This is a genomic window from Ruegeria sp. BA2, from assembly GCF_056539605.1.
This window is the reverse complement of the sequence record NZ_JBQFVE010000001.1, coordinates 554,956-574,834: the sequence shown is the minus strand read 5'-3', so window position 1 is coordinate 574,834 and position 19,879 is coordinate 554,956. Positions and strand designations below refer to the sequence as shown.

Sequence of the window (19,879 nt, the reverse complement as noted above, 5' to 3'; positions counted from 1 at the left end):
CGGAGTTGACCGGATCATGCGCGGGCAAACTCCTGAAATGTGGCGCATGAAACAGGAGAGATGCGATGGGCACCCTCGATATTGATTTCGTCCGGGCGCAGTTCCCGGCCTTTGCCGAACCCAGCTTGCAAGGTCAGGCGTTTTTCGAAAATGCCGGGGGATCATACACCTGCAAGCATGTGATTGACCGGTTGACCCGGTTTTACACCCAGCGAAAGGTCCAGCCCTATGCACCCTACGAGGCCAGCCGCCTGGGTGGGGAAGAGATGGACGAGGCTCGCCTGCGTCTGGCCGCCATCATGGGGGTGGATACGGATGAGCTGAGTTTTGGCCCATCGACCACTCAGAACACCTATGTTCTGGCGCAAGCCTTCCGCCAGTGGATGCAGCCCGGCGATGCCATTGTTGTTACCAATCAGGATCACGAGGCCAATTCCGGCCCCTGGCGTCGGCTGGCTGAACACGGAATTGAAATCCGCGAATGGCAGATTGATCCAGAGAGTGGGTCCTTGGACCCGCAGGATCTGGAGAACTTGTTGGACGAGAAAGTGCGCTTGGTCTGTTTCCCACATTGCTCGAACGTGGTGGGAGAGATCAACCCGGTGACCGAAATCACCGCCATCGCTCATGCTGCAGGCGCGTTTGTCTGCGTTGATGGCGTCTCTTACGCGCCGCACGGTCTTCCGAATGTCGGAGATTTGGGTCCGGATATCTATCTATTCTCGGCCTACAAAACCTATGGCCCGCATCAGGGCTGCATGGTCATCCGGCGCGCATTGGGCGAGATGCTTCCAAATCAGGCGCATTATTTCAACGCCGATACGCTGTACAAGCGGTTTACCCCGGCAGGGCCGGATCATTCCCAGATTGCGGCGAGTTCCGGTATGGCCGACTATATCGATCTTCTGTGCGACCATCATGGCGGGCCCGAAACTGGCGACGCTGCGCGCGGTGCCTTTGTGCATGATTTGATGCGTGGGCATGAGGTTAAATTGCTGCAGCCTCTGCTTGATGCTGTCAAAGACCGCAACGCGCTTCGGCTGCTTGGTCCCTCCAAAGCAGACAGGCGGGCGCCGACTGTGGCATTATCGTTGAACCGCGCGGCAGAGCCAGTTGCCGCTGAGCTTGCAAAACATGGCATTATGGCAGGCGGAGGCGAATTCTACGCGGTGCGCCCTTTGCAGGCGATGGGCGTCAATGTTGATCAAGGCGTGCTGCGGCTCAGCTTTACGCACTACACGTCGCAACAGGAAATTGATCAGCTTTTGGAGGCGCTTGACCGCGTTTTGTGATCCAGTTTCCGCGTCGCCTCGTAGATCGAAGAAAACAAAGGGCGGTTATGGAATCAGAGCACTCTCCGATCATTTTGTGGTTCAGGCGCGATCTGCGATTGGGGGATCACCCAGCACTTGCAGCAGCGGTGCAGTCGGGTCGCCCTATCGTGCCCGTTTTCATACTTGATGATCAGGCTCAAGGCTTGGGGGCAGCTCCGAAATGGCGGCTTGGCTTGGGTCTGGAAGCATTTGAGAAAAGCCTGACGCAGATTAGCAGCAGGCTGATCTTGCGTCGAGGGACAGCGCTGGATGTGCTGCAAGATCTGCTAAAGGAAACTGGCGCAAAATCTGTTTTCTGGTCGCGCGCTTATGATCCAGAGGCAATTCGCCGGGACAAAGAAATCAAGGCGACTTTGACCGACCAAAGGATCGAAGCACGGTCCTTTGCAGGCCATCTGCTGTTCGAGCCTTGGACAATTGCCACCAAAACCGGTCAGCCCTTTCGTGTGTTTACTCCGATGGGGCGGTCAGTACAGGGGCGCGATATCCCGACGCCGCGGGCACGCCCTTCGGAGCTGATCATGCCGGTTGCTTGGCCAAAGTCGGATCAACTGTCTGATTGGTACCTGGATCGGGACATGCGTCGCGGGTCGCGGGTCGTTCGCCCGTATGTCCGACCTGGAGAAGACGCGGCATTGGATCAGTTGGACGCGTTCTTAGAGCGCATCGATCAGTATTCCGTACAGCGCGATCAACTGGATCAGAACGGAACTTCTGATCTGTCCGAATATCTTTCACTCGGTGAAATTGGGCCCCGAACGATCTGGCACCGTGTACAAAACGCTGAACTGACCGGCACACGTGGTGGCGAGGCATACTTGCGTCAGCTTGTTTGGCGCGAGTTTGCTTATCACCTGATGTACCATTGGCCGCATCTGCTAACGGATAACTGGAAGCCCGAATGGGATGCATTTCCCTGGAACACTGATCCAGATGCGCCCGAAGTGCGCGCTTGGCAACAGGCCCGAACAGGCATACCGCTTGTCGACGCGGGGTTGCGGCAAATGTATGTGACCGGACGGATGCACAATCGGGCGCGGATGATTGTTGCAAGCTACCTGACAAAGCATCTGATGACGCACTGGAAAATCGGTGCGGATTGGTTCGCCGACTGCCTGATTGACTGGGACCCAGCTGCAAATGCGATGGGTTGGCAGTGGGTGGCAGGATCCGGCCCGGATGCTGCACCGTATTTCCGTATCTTCAATCCCGATACTCAGCGTGAGCGGTTTGACACGAATTCTGACTATCTGCATCGCTGGATCGCTGAGGGTAGGCTAGACCCGTCGCCCACGGCACTTGCCTATTTTGATGCGGTACCACGATCCTGGGGCCTGTCCCATCAAGACGCATACCCTGAGCCAGTGGTGGGGCTGAAAGAGGGCCGTGCCCGGGCATTGGGTGCATATAATTCCAGAAAAAACCAGTAAGGAACTGAAAACTTGCCAGAAACCGAATCCCGTCCTAGCTTTATTCCGCAACCGCAGAGGGGAGAGCGGATGTTCTTGACGAGCACCGAAGGGCAGGAAAATCTGCCAAGATATTTTGCACAAGTCTTCAAGATGCTGAACCGGATGGAGAGCGGGCGGCTTGATATCGCATTGCCAGATGGTCGCGTTTTCCGAGCCGACGCGCCCAAGCCAGGCCCGGTCGCTCATGTCGATATTCACGACCCTGATGTGTTTGCGCGGTTGGTGCGAGAAGGTGAATTGGGATTTTCTGATGGTTATCTGGAAGGGGATTGGAGCACGCCTGATTTGCGCAGCTTCATGGACCTCGTGCACCTGGGAACCGAAACCGTATACGACGACTTTACGGGGAAATTTCTTGTTCGCGCCTATGAGAGGCTGCGGTTCTGGTTGCATCGCAACAACAAGACCCAGGCGAAAAAGAACATCTCGTATCATTATGATTTGGGTAATGATTTCTATGGTCTTTGGCTCGACGATACGATGACCTATTCCAGCGCCATTTTTGAAACCGGACAAGAAAGCCTCGAAAAAGCACAGACTGCTAAATATGCCAGTATGGTTGATGAAATGGGCGCCAAGCCTGGGGACCATATCCTTGAAATCGGATGTGGATGGGGTGGGTTTGCCGAATATGCCGCAAAAGAACGTGGGCTGCATGTAACAGGGCTGACCATCAGTCAAGAGCAGTTAAAGTTTGCGAAAGAACGTATTGAAAAAGCAGGGCTTTCCGATCTTGTAGACTTTAAACTGCAAGATTATCGCGACGAGCAGGGGCAATATGACGGAATTGCCTCGATCGAAATGTTCGAGGCGGTTGGTCAGAAATATTGGCCTGCGTACTTCAATACCGTCCGAGATCGACTAAAGCCGGGCGCGCATGCGACCTTGCAGATTATCACTGTCGCGGATCACCGCTGGGACGTTTATAAAAACGGCGTTGATTTCATTCAGAAATATATCTTTCCGGGTGGAATGCTACCAGCCCCGACAATCCTGAGAGAGCAGATTGATCAGGCTGGGCTGACAGTGGTGCGATCCAAAGAGTTTGGCAAAAGCTATGATCTGACGCTGCGCCGTTGGTACGAGACGTTTAATGCCAAATGGGATCAGATCTCGGACATGGGTTTCGATGAGCGTTTTCGCCGCATGTGGAATTATTATTTAACAGCATGCGGCGCAGCCTTTGACACGGGTAATTGTGATGTGACACAGATCACAGTAGCTAAACCCAGTTGAAGAACGGATAATCCGAATGCCTACAGCCTCACGTCTCGTTGCCGCGTTGTGTCTGCTGGTGATCGCATTTCTTGTTTCGGGCATGATTATCGACAACGGGGAAGAGGGCAAGGATTACGGCTACTTCACCTATATCAACATGGGTCTGGGTCTGATCTGTGGCTGGGTCGTTATGGGGAAACGTGCAGGCCGCGGCTGGACCGCAGCCATCAACAACGGCTTGACCGGGGTTGCGGCGCTCGTGTTCTGGGGACTTTTTGTCCAAGGCACGCACGAGATGTTCAGCCAGGCCATGCGTCACCGCTTTGGCGGCCCGTTCGAAGCCCTGCTTGCCATTTTCGAGATTGGGATCGACTTTGGCAAACAACTGGTGGTACCCGAGATTTTGATAACACTTGGGGTCGGCGCGATACTAAGCGGAATTCTCACCGAAATCGCCTCTCGCCGCTGGCGCTAAGTCTGATCTGCCAAATCGGGATCTCTAACTTTGTCTGACCTGTTTTTCTATGGCACTTTGCGCCATGTGCCTTTGCTCGAACTTGTTATGGGGCGCAATGCTGACGCTTTGTCGGTAACTCAAGCGGTGTTGCCTGATCATGCGGTATACTCCGCTTTGGATCAGCCCTTTCCAATGATAATGGCGGAACCAGGCAGTGAGGCCAAAGGCGTGCTGGTGCGCGGGCTAGGAGAAGCAGAGCGTGCCCGCTTGGCATTTTACGAAGGCGGATTTGAATATGACCTTCGCCCAAAAACAATCATGGCAGCCGATGGGACCCAACATCAGGCTTTGGTGTTCTTCCCTGATCCTGCCGCTTGGGAAGCAGGCACGTCATGGGATATCGAAGACTGGACCAAAGACTGGGGCGCGGTTTCATTACTGGCTGCGGAAGAGGTGATGGGCCATTACGGCAGAATTGATGCCGCTGCCATAGCGCGCAGTTTTCCGGCCATACGCACGCGCGCTTGGGCAAAGCTTGCAGCAAGACAGCGCGGAACTGGCGATGATCGTACCATCGCACGTGACGTGATCGTCAAAGAACGCAAACAGGCCTATGTTAACTATTTCGCAATGGATGAGGCCCAGCTCCAGCACCGTCAGAATAATGGCGCAATGAGCCCGGTACTACATCGCAGCGGAATGATGCAGGGAGCGGCTGTGATCGTCCTGCCTTACGACCCGGTGCGCGACACAGTTTTGTTGGTAGAACAGTTCCGCGCGCCAGTATTTTTGATTGACGATCCCGAACCATGGATGTGGGAGCCCGTCGCCGGCATGATCGATCCCGGTGAAACACCCGAACAAGCGGCCCTGCGCGAGGCAAAGGAAGAGGCGCAAATATCACTGAGCCGGTTGGAATTTGCCGGTGGTGCCTATTCCTCGAGTGGGTCCTCTACTGAATACGTCTATCTCTATGTTGGGCTGGGTGATCTGACCCATACAGTTGAAAGCGGCGGATTGGCGTCGGAAGGCGAAGATATCCGAAGCAAAATTCTACCTTTTGATGAATTCATGAAGATGGTAGACGCCCATGTTTTCAAGGATTTGCCGCTCTTGACCTTGGCGCATTGGTTGGCGCGAAACCGTGAGCGCCTGCGTACGTGACTATCCCGACTTGTGATCATGTCGGGGCACCTGTAAATCTGCTGAAATACCTTATGACAAGAGGACGCCATGCGCATTGCAAAAGACCTTGCCGACGCGGTCGGGAAAACACCTCTGATCCGGCTGCGACGCGTCAGCGACGAGACGGGCTGCGAAATCCTCGGCAAGGCCGAATTCATGAATCCAGGCCAGTCGGTCAAAGACCGTGCCGCGCTGTATATCATCCGTGATGCGATCGCGCGTGGCGACTTGAAACCGGGCGGCACGATCGTTGAGGGCACAGCAGGGAACACGGGCATTGGCCTTGCGCTGGTTGGTGCTTCGATGGGGTTCAAGACAGTGATCGTGATCCCCGAAACCCAATCGGAAGAAAAGAAAGACATGCTCCGCCTTGCCGGGGCGCAACTGGTGCAGGTGCCTGCAGCGCCTTACCGCAATCCCAACAACTTTGTGCATTATTCACGTCGTTTGGCCGAAGAACTGGCGCAGACCGAGCCGAACGGCGCCATCTGGGCGAACCAGTTTGATAACGTCGCAAACCGTCAAGCGCATGTGGAGACAACGGGTCCCGAAATCTGGGAACAAACGGGCGGCAAAGTCGATGGCTTCATCTGTGCCGTTGGTTCCGGTGGTACCCTTGCAGGTGTGGCCGATGCGTTGCAGCCCAAAGGTGTCAAGATTGGTTTGGCGGATCCGATGGGGGCAGGGCTCTACTCCTATTACACCACTGGTGAGATCGCGATGGAGGGTGGCTCGATCGCGGAGGGCATCGGGCAAGTTCGGATAACGAAGAACCTAGAAGGGTTCACCCCAGATCATTCCTGGCAGATCACAGACAACGAGGCTCTGCCATATATCTTCGATCTGCTGCGCGAAGAGGGCTTGGTGATGGGTGGCTCGACCGCGATCAACATTGCCGGTGCTGTTCGTCTGGCAAAAGAGCTGGGACCGGGACATACCATCGTAACCATCTTGTGTGACTATGGTACGCGCTACCAATCGAAGCTGTTCAATCCCGAGTTCCTGCGGGAGAAAGAACTGCCTGTTCCAGACTGGATGACCGAAGCGCCGCGTAGCATTCCCGGCGTGTTTGAGGACGTGTAATGCTGCGACAGGTCCGCCTGTTTCTGGTACTGATTTTAGTCTGTCTCATCGGGCTGGGTGGCGTCGCGTCTGCCCAGCTGACCGATAGACAGAGTGAATATTATCAGGGCTGGGTCAGCACGGCGGACCGTGCGGAATCTGTTATCCGGGCCAATCGGGCCTCGAACGCCGCGCTCGAGAATTTGCGTTCAGAAATAAATAATTACCGCGAAGACTTTAACAACGCGCGGAGCGCAAATACAGATCGGCTTCAGACGCTTGAAAGCCAGCTTAAGGCGCTTGGGCCGAAGCCTGCCGAAGGTGAATCTGAGCCTGAAGATATCGCCAAGTTGCGCGAACATCTCGAAACCCAGATAAACAGTTTGCGGGTCCCGCGTATTATCTCGGAAGAGGCGTTCAGCCGAGCCAACGGTCTGATCAGCGAAATCGACCGGATCATCCGTGATCGACAGAAAAAAGAGATGCTGGAACGTGGGCCATCGCCGCTCAATCCAGTTTATTGGGCCCCCGCTTGGTCGGATATCAAAGAAGCGACGCAAAGCCTTGTCAATGAAACCGTCGGGAACATGCGGTCCGACGTGGTTCGTGAGCAGGTGCGCGAGCGTGGTCTTGGTATCTTTGTCCTGTTGATCATCTCGGCAGTGCTACTGCTTTTCGGGCGCAAGTGGTCAGAGAAAGGGGGCGAATTTCTGCGCTCATTCGGCGGCAGTGGCAGTGGCGTTTGGACCTTTGTCGTCTCGCTGTTGCGCATATTGCTGCCATGGTTGGGCGTAGTGGCATTGGTGAGTGCCATCGTCATGACAGGCGTACTTGGCTTACGCGGTACACTGTTGTTCCAAAAAGTTCCCTATTGGGCCGCAATCATATTCTATTTTGATTGGATTGGCCGGCAGGTTTACCTAATGGGTGCTGCCCAGAATTTTCAAAGGTTATCCGCAGGCAAAATCAAAGAGTTGCGGGTCTATATTGATCTATTGGCGGTCATGCTGATCCTGCATGATCTTACGCTTCTGTTTGAACAGATTGAGAATATCTCGGACGCGACCCGTGCGGTTGTGAGTTTTCCAATCGTTGTGGCGACCGCCTTGCTTTTGCTGCGTGTGCGTCAAATCCGGCAATCAGAGCCGCAGCAAGAGCAGGCAGAGCAGGAGGCGACCCGACGTGCTGCCGGATTCAGCCAACTGGTCGAGTTTCTGCGGCGCGCTCTGTTCATGCTCGGGATCGCGACGCCAGTCTTAGGGGCCTTTGGCTATATTAATGCTGCTGAAGCAATCGTATTCCCTGCCGTCAAGACACTGGTGTTAATCGCCGCCCTCGTGATCGTTCAACGTTTTGTCAGCACGATCTATGGCTGGCTTTCTGGGCAGGGGGACGCAGCGCGCGATTCCCTGTTTTCTGTTTTGGTCGGATTCGCGCTTGCGATCGTAGCGCTGCCAATTCTCGCGCTTTATTGGGGCGCACGCGAAACGGATCTGCGCGAAGCGTGGTCGCGAATTCTGCTCGGATTCGATATCGGTGGGGTGACGATTTCACCCAGCAATTTCCTGACCTTCATCGCCGTATTTGCTATCGGCTATACACTGACGCGCCTGCTGCAAAGCGGGCTGCGGAATTCGTTGCTGCCCAAAACCAGCATCGATCCTGGTGGGCAAAATGCCATCGTTTCGGGAACTGGCTATGTCGGGATATTTCTGGCGGCTCTGATCGCGATCATGGTTGCCGGATTTGACTTGTCCTCGCTTGCGATCGTGGCAGGGGCCCTGTCCGTCGGTATCGGTTTCGGCCTTCAAACCATCGTTTCGAACTTTGTCTCAGGAATTATCCTGCTGGTTGAGCGCCCGATCTCCAAGGGCGATTGGATCGATGTGAATGGGATGATGGGATATGTCCGTGACATCTCGGTCCGGTCCACGCGGATCGAGACGTTTGATCGGACGGATGTGATCGTTCCCAATTCGGACCTGATCAGCGGGGTGGTGACCAACTACACCCGAGGCAACACGATTGGCCGGGTGATCGTGCCGGTGGGGGTGGCCTATGGCACTGACACCCGCAAAGTTGAGACCATTCTGGCCGAGATCGCCAACGGGCATCCGATGGTTCTGGCCAACCCGGCGCCGAGCGTGGTGTTCCAGGGGTTTGGTGCAGATTCTCTGGATTTTGAAATCCGGGCGATCTTGCGGGATGTAAATTGGGTTCTGTCTGTCAAATCCGACATTAATCACGAGATCAATCGCAGGTTCGTTGAAGAGGGTATCGAGATTCCATTTGCCCAGCGTGATCTTTGGTTGCGAAATCCTGAGGTTCTGTCAGGCCAGCCTGAGGCTGCCGAGCCCCAAGATGATCTCCCACAGTCTGCACCGTCCTTAAGGCCGGCAGATCTGACGGCCGACGATCTGGACGGTTCAGGAGACGCGGATGCAGATGGTGACGGTCGCTGAATTTTCGACCTAATCTATTTTTTCAAATGATTATCGGGTTGTTACATTTCGATGTATTCTGAGAGTTATTTGAGGAGAAATATTGATGGTCAGTTTTTCACACAGTCTTGCGCGTATTGCGGTTTGGAATCTTGCAGGTTTTAACCCGGTGAACACGAGCCTCGGCATCCCGGCGAATAGCGATCGGGTTGCGCATCAGATCGAAGGTCTGGCTTTGCTTGATGCGGAATTGATCACGTTGGTTGAGGTCAGCCCAATCGAACATATCAACCGACTGGCGGCGGGATTGTCGGATAAGGGTTTGGACTATCAGGTCAAGATCTTACCGCAGCCAAATGGCAATATTCATATCGGGTTCCTTCACAAGCCGGGCGTCTCGGTGTCGGGGCTTCAACTCATCGACGGCTCGGAAGGAGATGATCCCGGAGGCCGTCAAGCGCTGATTGCCGATGTCGAGGTCGGCAAGTTCAAGGCCAAGCTGATAGCTGTGCACCTAAAGTCAGGCCGTGACCGACCCGAACAGCAAATTCGGGACAGCCAGTGCAAAATTATCGGCGACAAGATCGCCGAAATCCGTGCAACCCCGGGGCTGACCCAGCGCACGATCCTGCTGATGGGCGATTTCAACATGATCCCCGGTCAGGATGTCAGCAATTTCCATCATCTCGGTGGGGATGACATGATGGACTTTGTATCGTGCTGGGACCTGCAGGATCGATTCTCGCATATTTTGGATAAGGGGCGCGCTAATTTGCTGGACGGTTTCGCCGTTTCACGGACGTACTCCACCGATTACGTCCGCGGTAGCCTGCGCCTGTTTCCGATGCACTGGACCATGAATATGGGGCGTGAGGCATTCAAGGACGAGGTGTCGGATCATCTGCCATTCGTGGCCAGCTTTCGGATTTTCTGAGCCATCCCTTTTTGCGAATGGGGCCTTGCGCTCGGTTCGGAAATTCGCATAAGACACCCCTAACGGAGAGGTGGCCGAGTGGTCGAAGGCGCACGCCTGGAAAGTGTGTAGGCGGGAAACCGTCTCCAGGGTTCGAATCCCTGTCTCTCCGCCACTCATACCCGTTTCACTTCAGTTGAGTTTTCTGATCCGGAATTGTGCCGCAATTCCCGCGAGTTGACGCATGCGCTTTCAATCAGAGACGGAGCAGATCGCACACTCAGAGCGCAATTCCGGCCCCAGTCTCAGTGTCGCATTCTAGCGGGGTCGCTTTGGGCTGGATTTCCCAGATACCCGGCAATTTACAGGGATTTTTCGCAAACCGGGGCTGATCTCCGTCATTTCTCCTATCAGAACTGTATGTTTTTCAGAGGCTTATGTTGCAAATTCCCTAAAAAGTGGAACAGGGAATTTTCTCGCGGGCAAAGGGTATTGTGCCGACGGATCAGGGAGGGCGACCCTGTATCAGGGAAGCATGACTGAAGCTATCAAAAGCCGAACTGGCGTTCCTGTTCGGACCAATCAAGAGGGTGGGTAACGCTGACCAGACGCATGAGTGTGAGTTCGGGCGGCTGAGTGCCGTCTAGAATCGCGACCTGAATCTTCGAGGAGAGAAAGGCGAGCTGGGCGCGGGTGCGGATGAAGGCGCCGGGGACGTTTTCGCGGCGTGCAATTTCCATCAGTTGAAGCCCGGCTTTCAGATCACGGGCCCAGCCATGGGCGCGGATCAGCATGGACCGGAGGTGGGGATCAGGTTGGGGTGCCATATCTCCGGCTATAACCTTGGCCTCGACGCCGCGGCGGCGCAGATCGAAAGATGCGGTGATGTGTGTGAGATCCGTGTGCAGTTGATCGGACGCGATGCCAAGTGCGCTTGCCAGAGTTTTGGGGTTCAAGGCGAGGTCAAGGTGTCCTCGTGCAATTCGACCGATGGCCAGAAGAGCAGCGCCGACCTGACCGGCTTGGCGTTGAAGCCGGGTTACTAAATCCGCAACTGAAGTCTGAACTGCCTCCGCTGACCCGGCCTCCGGTTGCGCCAGCACCTGGTGTGCGGCGGCGGCGCCTTGCAGACGTTTGACGATGACATCAATGACGGCGTTTTCCAGCGCAGGGCCGGGCAGTCGCCAGCCGGAGATATCCTTGCCACCCGAGATCAGTCGATTGGAGACGTAATAGCGCAACCGTCGGCCTTTGCGCGTGGTGTGGGTCGGCGTCAACCGATCACCAGTTTCGTCCTGCAGCAGACCGGTGAGCCAGGCGCCGGGGTCATTGGAGTGTTGGCGCGTATCGGGTGTAGGGTCTGCACGAGGTCGCTGCGACGCTACGCGCATTTTGTCCTGCACCCGATCCCAAACGTCCTGGTCGATGATCGCCGGATGTTGTCCCTCCCAGATCTTATCCTTGTGGCGTATCTTTCCGAGATAAACCATGGTTGGCATTTTCGTAGATATTGGACTCGTAAACCTTATCGTTGGATTGCAGAGCAGCTTCAAAATCTGACCAGACTGCGTTGATGCATTCGTCAAGCTCTCCCGTCTGAACAAGTAACGGTGACTGAAATTTGGGTTCATCTTCTGTTGCAGGCTGACGTCCGTAGAATGGCGCTCCTAACCGAATTACAATTCTAAACCATCTCAATCTTGAATCTCGGTAGAAATTGAGCGCCATGGCTCCTTATGAGAAGGACGGCTTGCGACCCTTCGAGGTTAACTTGACACAGCAGGTCTTTCATTACTAAATTTGACAATAGTTGTCGCGCGAAATGTTATAATTTTGTATGAGGAAAAATTGCAACGTAAAATCCGAAATATGGAAGAGTTTGCAGCTATCAGTGGGATTTCTCGACCTACCGTCTCGAAATACTTCAATGATCCAGAAAGCGTGCGTGTTTCCACAAGAAAAAAGATAGAAGCGGCGCTGGAAGAGTACGACTATCATCCGAATATTTTTGCGATGAACCAAAACAGGCGCACCACCAAGAACATTGGCGTTGTAGTACCTAACTTAGCTGACCCGTTCTTTTCCGAGATTGGCAGACGTGTGGAGCTCGCATGCATTGAGGCCGGCTACAGCCCGATTTTACTCAGTTCGCACGGCAATCCGGAAATGGAGCGAGATAACCTTAACTCCCTTAAATCCTTGAAACCGGCGGGTGTATTATTGGCTCCGTTCGGCAGGTTGTCTGATACAGACGCCGTAAAAGCATTTGATGCGGATATTCCGGTCGTCTTGTTTGATGCTAACATGCCTGATGTCGGACGGGCATTTGTTGGTACCGATCATTTTCAAAGTGTTGACTTAATGGTTGAGTATCTTTGCCGCAGCGGGGAACCACCTTGCTTTTTCGAAATGAAGAAGCCTCTGAACCCGAATGCCAACAAACACCGACAAGCCTATATCGAAAGCATGGAGCGGCACGGTAAAACGCCGAACATTTTTCGAGTAAACGGAGAAGGCTGGGACTTCGAGGAAATTGGAAAAGTTGAAGGGGGGCGACTTTTGTCTGAGGGAGCATTCAGTACTAACACGATCCTGTGCAGCAATGATCGCTTTGCAATTGGCCTTTTGTCAGCCGCCTATGGACTTGGCTTTAAGGTTGGTCACGGTCCAGAATGTAACCTCCGGATCGCAGGCCACGACGATCACCCGTTTTCCAGGTTTACATGCCCTCCACTGACGACAATCGCGCAAGATTACGAAGCTATTGCGAATTGGTCGGTGTCCACATTGTTTGCGTTGTTCGAGAATGGAGAAGTCCCGTCGGAAAGGCAGGAAAAACTGTTTGAGGGCCGTTTGATCATGCGGGAGTCGGCCTGAGGATGTTAGTGCGCAGCCATCCTTAAATTTACGCGCGTAAATTTTTAATTGACTTCGCGTTGCGAATTTGGCTAGAGTCGAATTCATCATCCAACGAGGAGGAGAATTAGGATGTCATTTAAACAAGTTCTATATGCGGCGACGGCAATGACACTCGTCACTGCAAGTGGCGCACTAGCAGAGAATCTTGTCATCGCCACCGTGAACAATGGCGACATGATTCGCATGCAGGGGTTGACTCAGGACTTCACCGATAAGACCGGCCACACGGTTGAGTGGGTCACGTTGGAAGAAAACGTATTGCGCCAGCGTGTTACCACGGACATCGCCGCCAAGGGCGGTTCTTTCGACATCATGACCATCGGCATGTACGAGACTCCGATCTGGGGCGCCAATGGATGGCTGGTCTCGCTTGACGACCTTTCAGCTGAGTATGACGCTGATGATATCCTGCCAGCAATGCGTGCCGGTCTGAGCCACGACGGTACCCTATATGCTGCGCCATTTTATGGCGAGAGTTCGATGATCATGTACCGCACCGACCTGATGGAGAAGGCCGGTCTGGAAATGCCTGAGGCACCAACCTGGCAATTCATTCGCGAAGCTGCCGCAGCAATGACCGACCGTGACAATGACATCAATGGTATCTGCCTGCGCGGTAAGGCGGGCTGGGGTGAAGGTGGTGCGTTTATCACCGTAACCGGCAACTCCTTCGGTGCGCGCTGGTTTGACGAAGACTGGAATGCCCAATTCGATCAGCCAGAGTGGAAAGAGGCGCTGACGTTCTTTGTCGACATGATGCAGGAATCCGGACCGAACGGCTACGCGACCAACGGATTCAATGAAAACCTGAACCTGTTCCAGCAGGGCAAGTGCGGCATGTGGATTGACGCCACCGTTGCGGCTTCGTTTGTGACCAATCCTGATGACTCAACCGTCGCCGACAAGGTTGGCTTCGCGCTAGCACCGAATAGTGAAGGTGTCGACAGGAAAGCAAACTGGCTCTGGGCATGGGCGCTGGCGGTTCCGGCCGGAACGCAAAAGGAAGCTGCAGCAAAACAGTTCATCGAATGGGCAACGTCAAAAGACTATATTGAACTTGTCGCCGAAAACGAAGGCTGGGCGAACGTACCTCCGGGCGCGCGTACATCGCTATACGAAAACCCCAACTATCAGGCGGTTCCCTTCGCTCAGAAGACACTGGACTCAATTCTCGCAGCCGACCCGACAAATCCGACGGTTAAGCCGGTGCCATATGTTGGTGTCCAGTTCGTGGCTATCCCGGAATTTGCGGGCATCGCTACCGAAGTGAGCCAGGAGTTCTCGGCTGTCTATGCCGGTCAGCAAACCGTTGATGAGGCGCTTGCAAAAGCTCAAGCGCTTACAAACGACGCTATGGAAGCAGCTGGCTACCGCTGAGCATTCCATTGGTCTCGGGCAACACTCTTCTCCCAAGTGTTGCCCGAGACGCCATCAATTCTCAAAAACTTTGCACTGTTTAAGATAGCCTTATGGCAATCAACAGAGGAGGTATGCCCGATGGCTACTAAACACTCCCGATCAGCGGCGCGGCTTATGATGGCCCCAGCGGTCATCTTGCTCCTCGGCTGGATGCTCGTTCCATTGATCATGACACTTATTTTCTCATTCAAACAATATCTTCCGCTGCGTGGCGGAGACCTTGGGTGGGTAGGCTTCGACAACTACGTTCGCTTTGTCAGCTCCAGCGCCTTCTGGCCGTCGGTGATCGCCACATTGACCATCGTTGGCGGGGTCCTTTTGATCACGGTAATCTTTGGCGTATTGCTGGCAATATTGCTGAACCAGCCGATGTGGGGCCAAGGTGTCGTCCGCATTCTGGTCATCGCTCCGTTCTTTGTCATGCCGACGGTTTCAGCCCTGGTATGGAAGAATATGTTCATGGATCCTGTGAACGGCCTGTTCGCGCATCTGTGGCGCTTTTTCGGAGCCGAACCGATCGCTTGGTTGTCAGAGGCTTCGCTACCTTCGATCGTCATGATCGTTTCCTGGCAATGGTTGCCGTTTGCCACATTGATCCTTTTGACAGCAATCCAATCTCTGGACGGAGAACAATTGGAAGCGGCCGAAATGGATGGTGCCCCGCCGCTTAAGCGGTTTGGCTACATCACTCTGCCGCATCTTAGCCGGGCAATTACGATCGTGGTTCTCATTCAGACGATCTTCCTGCTGGCAATCTTCGCAGAAATATTTGTCACGACCGGAGGTGCCTTTGGTACCCGCACACTGACCTACCTGATTTTCCAACGTGTTCTTGAAAGTCAGAATGTTGGCCTCGGTTCCGCTGGTGGTGTCTATGCAATCATTCTCGCCAATATCGTTGCGATCTTCCTGATGCGCATCGTTGGCAAGAACCTGGACGCGTGAGGAGGACAAAATGGCCCGCGCAGTAACTCAACAACGTAAGATCATCAACACAGCCGCCGCTTGGGGTGTTGGACTGCTGATCTTTTTCCCGATCCTCTGGACTGTCCTGACCAGCTTCAAAACCGAAGCCACCGCAATCGCAGACCCTCCGGTGTTCCTGGCATTTGACTGGACGCTTGAAAACTACTCTGCGGTGATGGAGCGGTCCAACTACGCCCGGTTCCTTTGGAACTCGATCATCATCGCTGGTGGCTCGACAATATTGGGTATCATCGTAGCCGTCCCCGCGGCCTGGTCGATGGCTTTTGTTCCATCCAATCGCACCAAGGACATCCTCCTCTGGATGCTGTCCACTAAAATGCTACCGGCGGTAGGTGTTCTGTACCCGATCTACCTGATCTGCATCAAACTTGGCATCCTCGACAGCCGAGGCGCGCTGGTCATCATCCTCATGCTGATGAACCTGCCGATCATCGTCTGGATGCTGTACACATACTTCAAGGAAATCCCTGGTGAGATCCTTGAAGCGGCCCGAATGGACGGTGCGACGTTGAAAGAGGAAATCCTTCACGTTCTCACGCCAATGGCAATTCCCGGCATAGCTTCAACCTTGCTGCTGAACTTCATTCTGGCCTGGAACGAGGCGTTTTGGACACTGAACCTTACAGCAGCCAATGCGGCTCCGCTGACGGCCTTCATTGCTAGCTACTCCAGCCCCGAAGGCCTGTTCTTTGCCAAGCTTAGTGCAGCATCAACCATGGCCATTGCGCCAATCCTCATCCTTGGCTGGTTCAGCCAGAAACAACTTGTCAGCGGCCTGACCTTCGGCGCCGTCAAATAAGGAACTTGACCAATGGGACAAATTAAACTCAACCAAGTGACCAAAAGCTTCGGCGATGTTCAAGTCATTCCGCCTCTGGACCTGACAATTGGAGACGGCGAGTTCACGGTTTTTGTCGGGCCATCGGGCTGCGGTAAATCCACACTGTTGCGCTTGATCGCGGGACTCGAAGACATCACTACGGGCCACATCGAAATCGACGGCTCGGATGCCACTGACGTGCCCCCCGCAAAGCGCGGTTTGGCAATGGTCTTTCAGTCCTATGCCCTCTACCCGCATATGTCGGTGCGCAAAAACATCGCGTTCCCGATGAAAATGGCAGGGATCGATGAGGACGAACAAAATCGCCGGATTGAAGGAGCCGCAAAGGCGCTGAATCTTACCGATTATCTGGATCGGCGTCCGGGGCAATTGTCAGGCGGTCAGCGTCAGCGTGTTGCAATCGGTCGCGCAATTGTACGGGAACCTGCAGCGTTTCTCTTCGATGAACCGCTGTCTAACCTCGACGCGGCCCTGCGGGTCGGAATGCGGCTTGAAATCAGTGAACTTCACGAACGGCTCAAAACGACGATGATCTACGTGACCCACGATCAGGTCGAAGCCATGACCATGGCGGACAAGATCGTTGTTCTACGGGCGGGTGTGATCGAACAGGTGGGTTCACCGCTGGAGCTCTATCACAGCCCACGCAATGAATTTGTTGCAGGCTTCATCGGGTCTCCGAAAATGAATCTGATCAAGGGTGCTGAGGCCGAGAAGAGCGGCGCAGCCACAATTGGCATTCGCCCAGAGCACACCGATGTCAGCACAACCGACGGAATGTGGAAAGGCGTCGTTGGTGTCGCAGAGCACCTGGGATCGGACACCTTCATTCACGTCCATGACACGGGTCTTGCTGACATGGTCACCGTGCGGATTACAGGTGACATTCAGGCCAAGCACGGCGACACGATCTACCTGACACCGCAAATGGACAAGTTGCACAAGTTCGACGCTCAAGGTCTAAGGATCGAATAATGCAACTGGCTGGAAAAACAGCCCTGATCACAGGTGCCGCCCGAGGAATCGGGCGGGCCTTTGCCGAAGCCTACGTCAGTGAAGGCGCCCGAGTCGCCATCGCCGACATCAATATTGATGGCGCTCGCCAAAGCGCTGCCGCACTTGGAGAAAATGCAATCGAGGTGGCTATGGATGTGACCGACCAGGCCAGCATCGACAACGCTGTGGGCAATACGATAGCGGAGTTCGGGCATATAGACATTCTGGTCAACAACGCAGCACTTTTCACAGCAGCCCCGATTGTTGAAATCGAACGCGCCGACTATCAGCGCGCTTTTGACATCAATGTAGCGGGTACTCTCTTTACGACGCAGGCCGTAGCGCGGTGCATGATTGAGCGCGGGAAAGGTGGCAAGATCATCAACATGGCAAGTCAAGCCGGACGGCGCGGTGAGCCGTTGGTTGCAGTCTATTGCGCGACAAAGGCGGCGGTCATCAGCCTGACCCAGTCGGCGGGGCTGAACCTGATCAAGCACGGCATAAACGTGAACGCGATTTCTCCGGGCGTCGTCGACGGCGAGCACTGGGACGGCGTGGATGCGTTCTTTGCCAAGTATGAAGACAAAGCACCCGGACAAAAGAAAAAGGAAGTTGATGCCGCCGTGCCCTACGGACGCATGGGCACACCGGACGATTTGACCGGAATGGCTGTTTTTCTGGCAAGTGATGCGGCGAACTACATCGTCGCACAAACTTACAACGTGGATGGTGGGCAATGGATGAGCTGATCTCCCTTTCGAATGCGACACTCGATCAACTGACTGTCGAACGCCCAAGATATGACCGAGCTGCGCTGAAACCCGGCATCCTGCATGTCGGCGTCGGCAATTTCCACCGCGCGCATCAGGCTTGGTACCTGCACCGTTTGATGCAACAGGGCAAAGCCAAGGATTGGGCTATCATAGGGGCAGGCGTACGCCCTTATGATGCGGTAATGCGGGAGAAACTTCTCGCCCAGGATTGCCTCACGACCCTGATCGAACTCGACCCGGAAAAAATCTCTGCCGAGGTCATAGGCTCGATGATCGACTACCTGCCTATTGAAGACGGCAACGGAGCGCTAATTCGCACGATGTCCGATCCGGCTATTCGAATTGTTTCCATGACCGTAACCGAAAGTGGCTACTACGTTGATCCAGTCACGAACGGGTTTGACGCCACCCACCCTGACGTTCAGCACGATGCCAAAAATCCTTTGGCGCCCCGAACGGTCTTTGGAGCCATGGTGGCCGCTCTTCGCGTGCGACGAGACGCAGGGCATGCGCCATTCACCGGGCTGAGTTGCGACAATCTGCAAAGCAACGGTGACGTCCTTAGGCAAACCGTTATTTCGATGGCTCGCATGTCCGACCCTGAACTGGCCGATTGGATCGACGCCAACGCCACATTTCCGAATTCGATGGTGGATTGCATAGCCCCTTCGACCGGTCCAAGCGAACTTGCACTTGCCATAGATTTCGGCATTGACGATGCTGCTGTGGTCACGCACGAAGCGTACCGCCAATGGGTGATTGAAGACAATTTCTGCGCTGGGCGTCCGGACTGGGATGGGGTTGGCGCAATTTTCACTGACGACGTTCATGCGTTTGAAACTATGAAAATCCGTGTCCTCAATGCCGGGCATCAGGTGCTCGCAAATGTGGGTGAGATATTAGGGCTTCAGACGATTTCCGAATGTATGAGGCACCCGGTTGTTTCGCAGTTCTTTGGTAAACTTCAGAGAACAGAGATAGCGCCGACGGTTTCACCGGTTTCCGGAAAAAGTCCGGAAGAATATGTAGGCCTCGTTGAAAGCAGGTTTTCGAATCCAAGGATTGTGGACACGACCCGGCGCGTGGCGTTCGACGGTTCAGCGCGCCATGCAGGTTTCGTTTTGCCGATATTGCGAGACCAGTTGAAGGCAGGGCGTTCCGTTGCCGGTTTAGCGCTCGTCGAGGCGTTATGGGCACGTATGTGCGCAGGAACACGCGAAGATGGTAGTGTGATCGAGGCGAATGATCCGATATGGGATAGACTGAGCGAAGCAGCCCTTGCCGCCAAGTCAAACCCGGCGGTCTGGCTTGAGCAAAGTCGGATTTACGGCGACTTGAAGGAGGCCAAACCGTTTTCCAGTTCGTTTTCCAAGTGGCTCGATATGGTATGGCAGAATGGTTGCGAAGCTGCTCTTATCGCGTACGTTGATGAGGCTTGAGGCAAATCTGTGGGTGGTGTCTGTCGTACTTTTTGAAGGAAATACTGGTTGACCGGTCAGGAGTGTAAATCGCGTAGATCGCGGATTTGTTGGACCCGTTATAAAGAATTTCGGGTAGGGCAGGCTTGCTCATCTGCGATCCCTAAAAGAGTCTGGAGAAAACGTGAAACCAGAACAGCTTAGAATGGCCCGCAACGCGCTTGGATTGTCTGTGAAGGGATTTGCCGATTTGTCGCGGGTTTCTCATATGACCGTACACCGGTTTGAAGCCGGAAAAAACGGCGTGAAGCACGCTATGATTGAAGCCATGCGCACAACGCTTGAAGCCGAAGGTGTTCAATTCCTCAATTATGGAAGTGTGTCTGACGGCATAGGCGTCGCAATCAAACCCAACCCGACCAAAACTATTGGCCCTGTTTAATC

The 19,879-nt window shown here is 54.4% G+C and carries 18 protein-coding genes and 1 tRNA gene; 17 read left to right on the top strand and 2 right to left on the bottom strand.

Going from position 1 to position 19,879, the window contains the following annotated elements; genetic code table 11:
• Window positions 1–65: 65 nt before the first annotated feature.
• The 9 genes from ACR0NN_RS02870 to ACR0NN_RS02830 all read left to right on the top strand — a co-directional run bounded on the left by ACR0NN_RS02870 (window position 66) and on the right by ACR0NN_RS02830 (window position 10,257).
• Entirely contained in the window at window positions 66–1,292 is a 1,227-nt protein-coding gene (locus ACR0NN_RS02870) for an aminotransferase class V-fold PLP-dependent enzyme (protein ID WP_170719478.1), read from the top strand.
• Between the two features lie 47 nt (window positions 1,293–1,339).
• Window positions 1,340–2,764 carry a cryptochrome/photolyase family protein gene (locus ACR0NN_RS02865; RefSeq protein WP_480683849.1) on the top strand — a complete coding sequence of 475 codons (1,425 nt, stop codon included), beginning with the start codon at window positions 1,340–1,342 and terminating at the stop codon, window positions 2,762–2,764.
• 69 nt (window positions 2,765–2,833) lie between these two features.
• Window positions 2,834–4,042 (top strand): SAM-dependent methyltransferase, encoded by a 1,209-nt coding sequence (locus ACR0NN_RS02860; RefSeq protein WP_170719474.1) that lies wholly within the window; start codon window positions 2,834–2,836, stop codon window positions 4,040–4,042.
• Between the two features lie 16 nt (window positions 4,043–4,058).
• On the top strand, window positions 4,059–4,499 hold the full coding sequence (locus tag ACR0NN_RS02855; protein ID WP_170719472.1) for a TrgA family protein: 441 nt from the start codon (window positions 4,059–4,061) through the stop codon (window positions 4,497–4,499).
• 30 nt (window positions 4,500–4,529) lie between these two features.
• Window positions 4,530–5,645 (top strand): NUDIX domain-containing protein, encoded by a 1,116-nt coding sequence (locus ACR0NN_RS02850; RefSeq protein ID WP_170719469.1) that lies wholly within the window; start codon window positions 4,530–4,532, stop codon window positions 5,643–5,645.
• 69 nt (window positions 5,646–5,714) lie between these two features.
• Window positions 5,715–6,749: a cysteine synthase A gene (locus ACR0NN_RS02845; RefSeq protein ID WP_170682877.1), complete on the top strand. Its 1,035-nt coding sequence runs from the start codon at window positions 5,715–5,717 to the stop codon at window positions 6,747–6,749.
• Window positions 6,749–9,190: a DUF3772 domain-containing protein gene (locus tag ACR0NN_RS02840; RefSeq protein ID WP_170719468.1), complete on the top strand. Its 2,442-nt coding sequence runs from the start codon at window positions 6,749–6,751 to the stop codon at window positions 9,188–9,190. The genes ACR0NN_RS02845 and ACR0NN_RS02840 overlap by 1 nt, the downstream gene beginning before the upstream one ends.
• A gap of 85 nt (window positions 9,191–9,275) precedes the next feature.
• Window positions 9,276–10,103 (top strand): exonuclease/endonuclease/phosphatase family protein, encoded by an 828-nt coding sequence (locus tag ACR0NN_RS02835; protein WP_170719466.1) that lies wholly within the window; start codon window positions 9,276–9,278, stop codon window positions 10,101–10,103.
• A gap of 64 nt (window positions 10,104–10,167) precedes the next feature.
• Window positions 10,168–10,257: transfer RNA gene (locus ACR0NN_RS02830), tRNA-Ser, on the top strand.
• 373 nt (window positions 10,258–10,630) lie between these two features.
• On the opposite strand, the gene ACR0NN_RS02825 is transcribed toward ACR0NN_RS02830, so the two are convergent.
• Window positions 10,631–11,572 carry a hypothetical protein gene (locus tag ACR0NN_RS02825; RefSeq protein WP_170719464.1) on the bottom strand — a complete coding sequence of 314 codons (942 nt, stop codon included), beginning with the start codon at window positions 11,570–11,572 and terminating at the stop codon, window positions 10,631–10,633.
• Window positions 11,538–11,810, bottom strand: a complete 273-nt coding sequence (locus ACR0NN_RS02820; RefSeq protein WP_170719463.1) for a dienelactone hydrolase family protein — start codon at window positions 11,808–11,810, stop codon at window positions 11,538–11,540. The genes ACR0NN_RS02825 and ACR0NN_RS02820 overlap by 35 nt, the downstream gene beginning before the upstream one ends.
• 141 nt (window positions 11,811–11,951) lie before the next feature.
• Between ACR0NN_RS02820 and ACR0NN_RS02815 the strand changes: the two genes are divergently transcribed.
• The 8 genes from ACR0NN_RS02815 (at window position 11,952) to ACR0NN_RS02780 (ending at window position 19,877) form a co-directional block, all read left to right on the top strand.
• Window positions 11,952–12,959: a LacI family DNA-binding transcriptional regulator gene (locus ACR0NN_RS02815; RefSeq protein WP_170686775.1), complete on the top strand. Its 1,008-nt coding sequence runs from the start codon at window positions 11,952–11,954 to the stop codon at window positions 12,957–12,959.
• 111 nt (window positions 12,960–13,070) lie between these two features.
• Complete coding sequence (locus ACR0NN_RS02810) at window positions 13,071–14,378, top strand: ABC transporter substrate-binding protein (protein ID WP_170719461.1); 1,308 nt, start codon at window positions 13,071–13,073, stop codon at window positions 14,376–14,378.
• A 120-nt stretch (window positions 14,379–14,498) separates the two neighbouring features.
• A complete protein-coding gene (locus tag ACR0NN_RS02805) occupies window positions 14,499–15,365 on the top strand; it encodes a carbohydrate ABC transporter permease (protein WP_170719459.1) in 867 nt (288 codons plus the stop codon).
• A gap of 10 nt (window positions 15,366–15,375) precedes the next feature.
• The gene (locus ACR0NN_RS02800) at window positions 15,376–16,206 is read left to right on the top strand and encodes a carbohydrate ABC transporter permease (RefSeq protein ID WP_170585545.1); all 831 of its coding nucleotides are present in this window, start codon (window positions 15,376–15,378) and stop codon (window positions 16,204–16,206) included.
• 12 nt (window positions 16,207–16,218) lie between these two features.
• Window positions 16,219–17,223 carry an ABC transporter ATP-binding protein gene (locus ACR0NN_RS02795; RefSeq protein WP_170719457.1) on the top strand — a complete coding sequence of 335 codons (1,005 nt, stop codon included), beginning with the start codon at window positions 16,219–16,221 and terminating at the stop codon, window positions 17,221–17,223.
• Window positions 17,220–17,993, top strand: coding sequence for an L-iditol 2-dehydrogenase (locus tag ACR0NN_RS02790; RefSeq protein WP_480683993.1), 774 nt, complete (start codon window positions 17,220–17,222; stop codon window positions 17,991–17,993). The genes ACR0NN_RS02795 and ACR0NN_RS02790 overlap by 4 nt, the downstream gene beginning before the upstream one ends.
• Entirely contained in the window at window positions 17,981–19,456 is a 1,476-nt protein-coding gene (locus ACR0NN_RS02785; protein WP_170719450.1) for a mannitol dehydrogenase family protein, read from the top strand. Before ACR0NN_RS02790 ends, ACR0NN_RS02785 begins: the two co-directional genes overlap by 13 nt.
• Before the next feature lie 163 nt (window positions 19,457–19,619).
• Window positions 19,620–19,877 carry a helix-turn-helix domain-containing protein gene (locus ACR0NN_RS02780; RefSeq protein ID WP_170719448.1) on the top strand — a complete coding sequence of 86 codons (258 nt, stop codon included), beginning with the start codon at window positions 19,620–19,622 and terminating at the stop codon, window positions 19,875–19,877.
• Window positions 19,878–19,879: the final 2 nt, after the last annotated feature.

What these genes read in the sequence shown, in the direction of transcription:
- ACR0NN_RS02870 (WP_170719478.1), top strand. Translation starts at nt 66, where the DNA reads ATGGGCACCCTCGATATTGATTTCGTCCGGGCGCAGTTCCCGGCCTTT.
- ACR0NN_RS02865 (WP_480683849.1), top strand. Translation starts at nt 1,340, where the DNA reads ATGGAATCAGAGCACTCTCCGATCATTTTGTGGTTCAGGCGCGATCTG.
- ACR0NN_RS02860 (WP_170719474.1), top strand. Translation starts at nt 2,834, where the DNA reads ATGTTCTTGACGAGCACCGAAGGGCAGGAAAATCTGCCAAGATATTTT.
- ACR0NN_RS02855 (WP_170719472.1), top strand. Translation starts at nt 4,059, where the DNA reads ATGCCTACAGCCTCACGTCTCGTTGCCGCGTTGTGTCTGCTGGTGATC.
- ACR0NN_RS02845 (WP_170682877.1), top strand. Translation starts at nt 5,715, where the DNA reads ATGCGCATTGCAAAAGACCTTGCCGACGCGGTCGGGAAAACACCTCTG.
- ACR0NN_RS02840 (WP_170719468.1), top strand. Translation starts at nt 6,749, where the DNA reads ATGCTGCGACAGGTCCGCCTGTTTCTGGTACTGATTTTAGTCTGTCTC.
- ACR0NN_RS02835 (WP_170719466.1), top strand. Translation starts at nt 9,276, where the DNA reads ATGGTCAGTTTTTCACACAGTCTTGCGCGTATTGCGGTTTGGAATCTT.
- ACR0NN_RS02825 (WP_170719464.1), bottom strand. Translation starts at nt 11,572, where the DNA reads ATGGTTTATCTCGGAAAGATACGCCACAAGGATAAGATCTGGGAGGGA.
- ACR0NN_RS02820 (WP_170719463.1), bottom strand. Translation starts at nt 11,810, where the DNA reads ATGGCGCTCAATTTCTACCGAGATTCAAGATTGAGATGGTTTAGAATT.
- ACR0NN_RS02815 (WP_170686775.1), top strand. Translation starts at nt 11,952, where the DNA reads ATGGAAGAGTTTGCAGCTATCAGTGGGATTTCTCGACCTACCGTCTCG.
- ACR0NN_RS02810 (WP_170719461.1), top strand. Translation starts at nt 13,071, where the DNA reads ATGTCATTTAAACAAGTTCTATATGCGGCGACGGCAATGACACTCGTC.
- ACR0NN_RS02805 (WP_170719459.1), top strand. Translation starts at nt 14,499, where the DNA reads ATGGCTACTAAACACTCCCGATCAGCGGCGCGGCTTATGATGGCCCCA.
- ACR0NN_RS02800 (WP_170585545.1), top strand. Translation starts at nt 15,376, where the DNA reads ATGGCCCGCGCAGTAACTCAACAACGTAAGATCATCAACACAGCCGCC.
- ACR0NN_RS02795 (WP_170719457.1), top strand. Translation starts at nt 16,219, where the DNA reads ATGGGACAAATTAAACTCAACCAAGTGACCAAAAGCTTCGGCGATGTT.
- ACR0NN_RS02785 (WP_170719450.1), top strand. Translation starts at nt 17,981, where the DNA reads ATGGATGAGCTGATCTCCCTTTCGAATGCGACACTCGATCAACTGACT.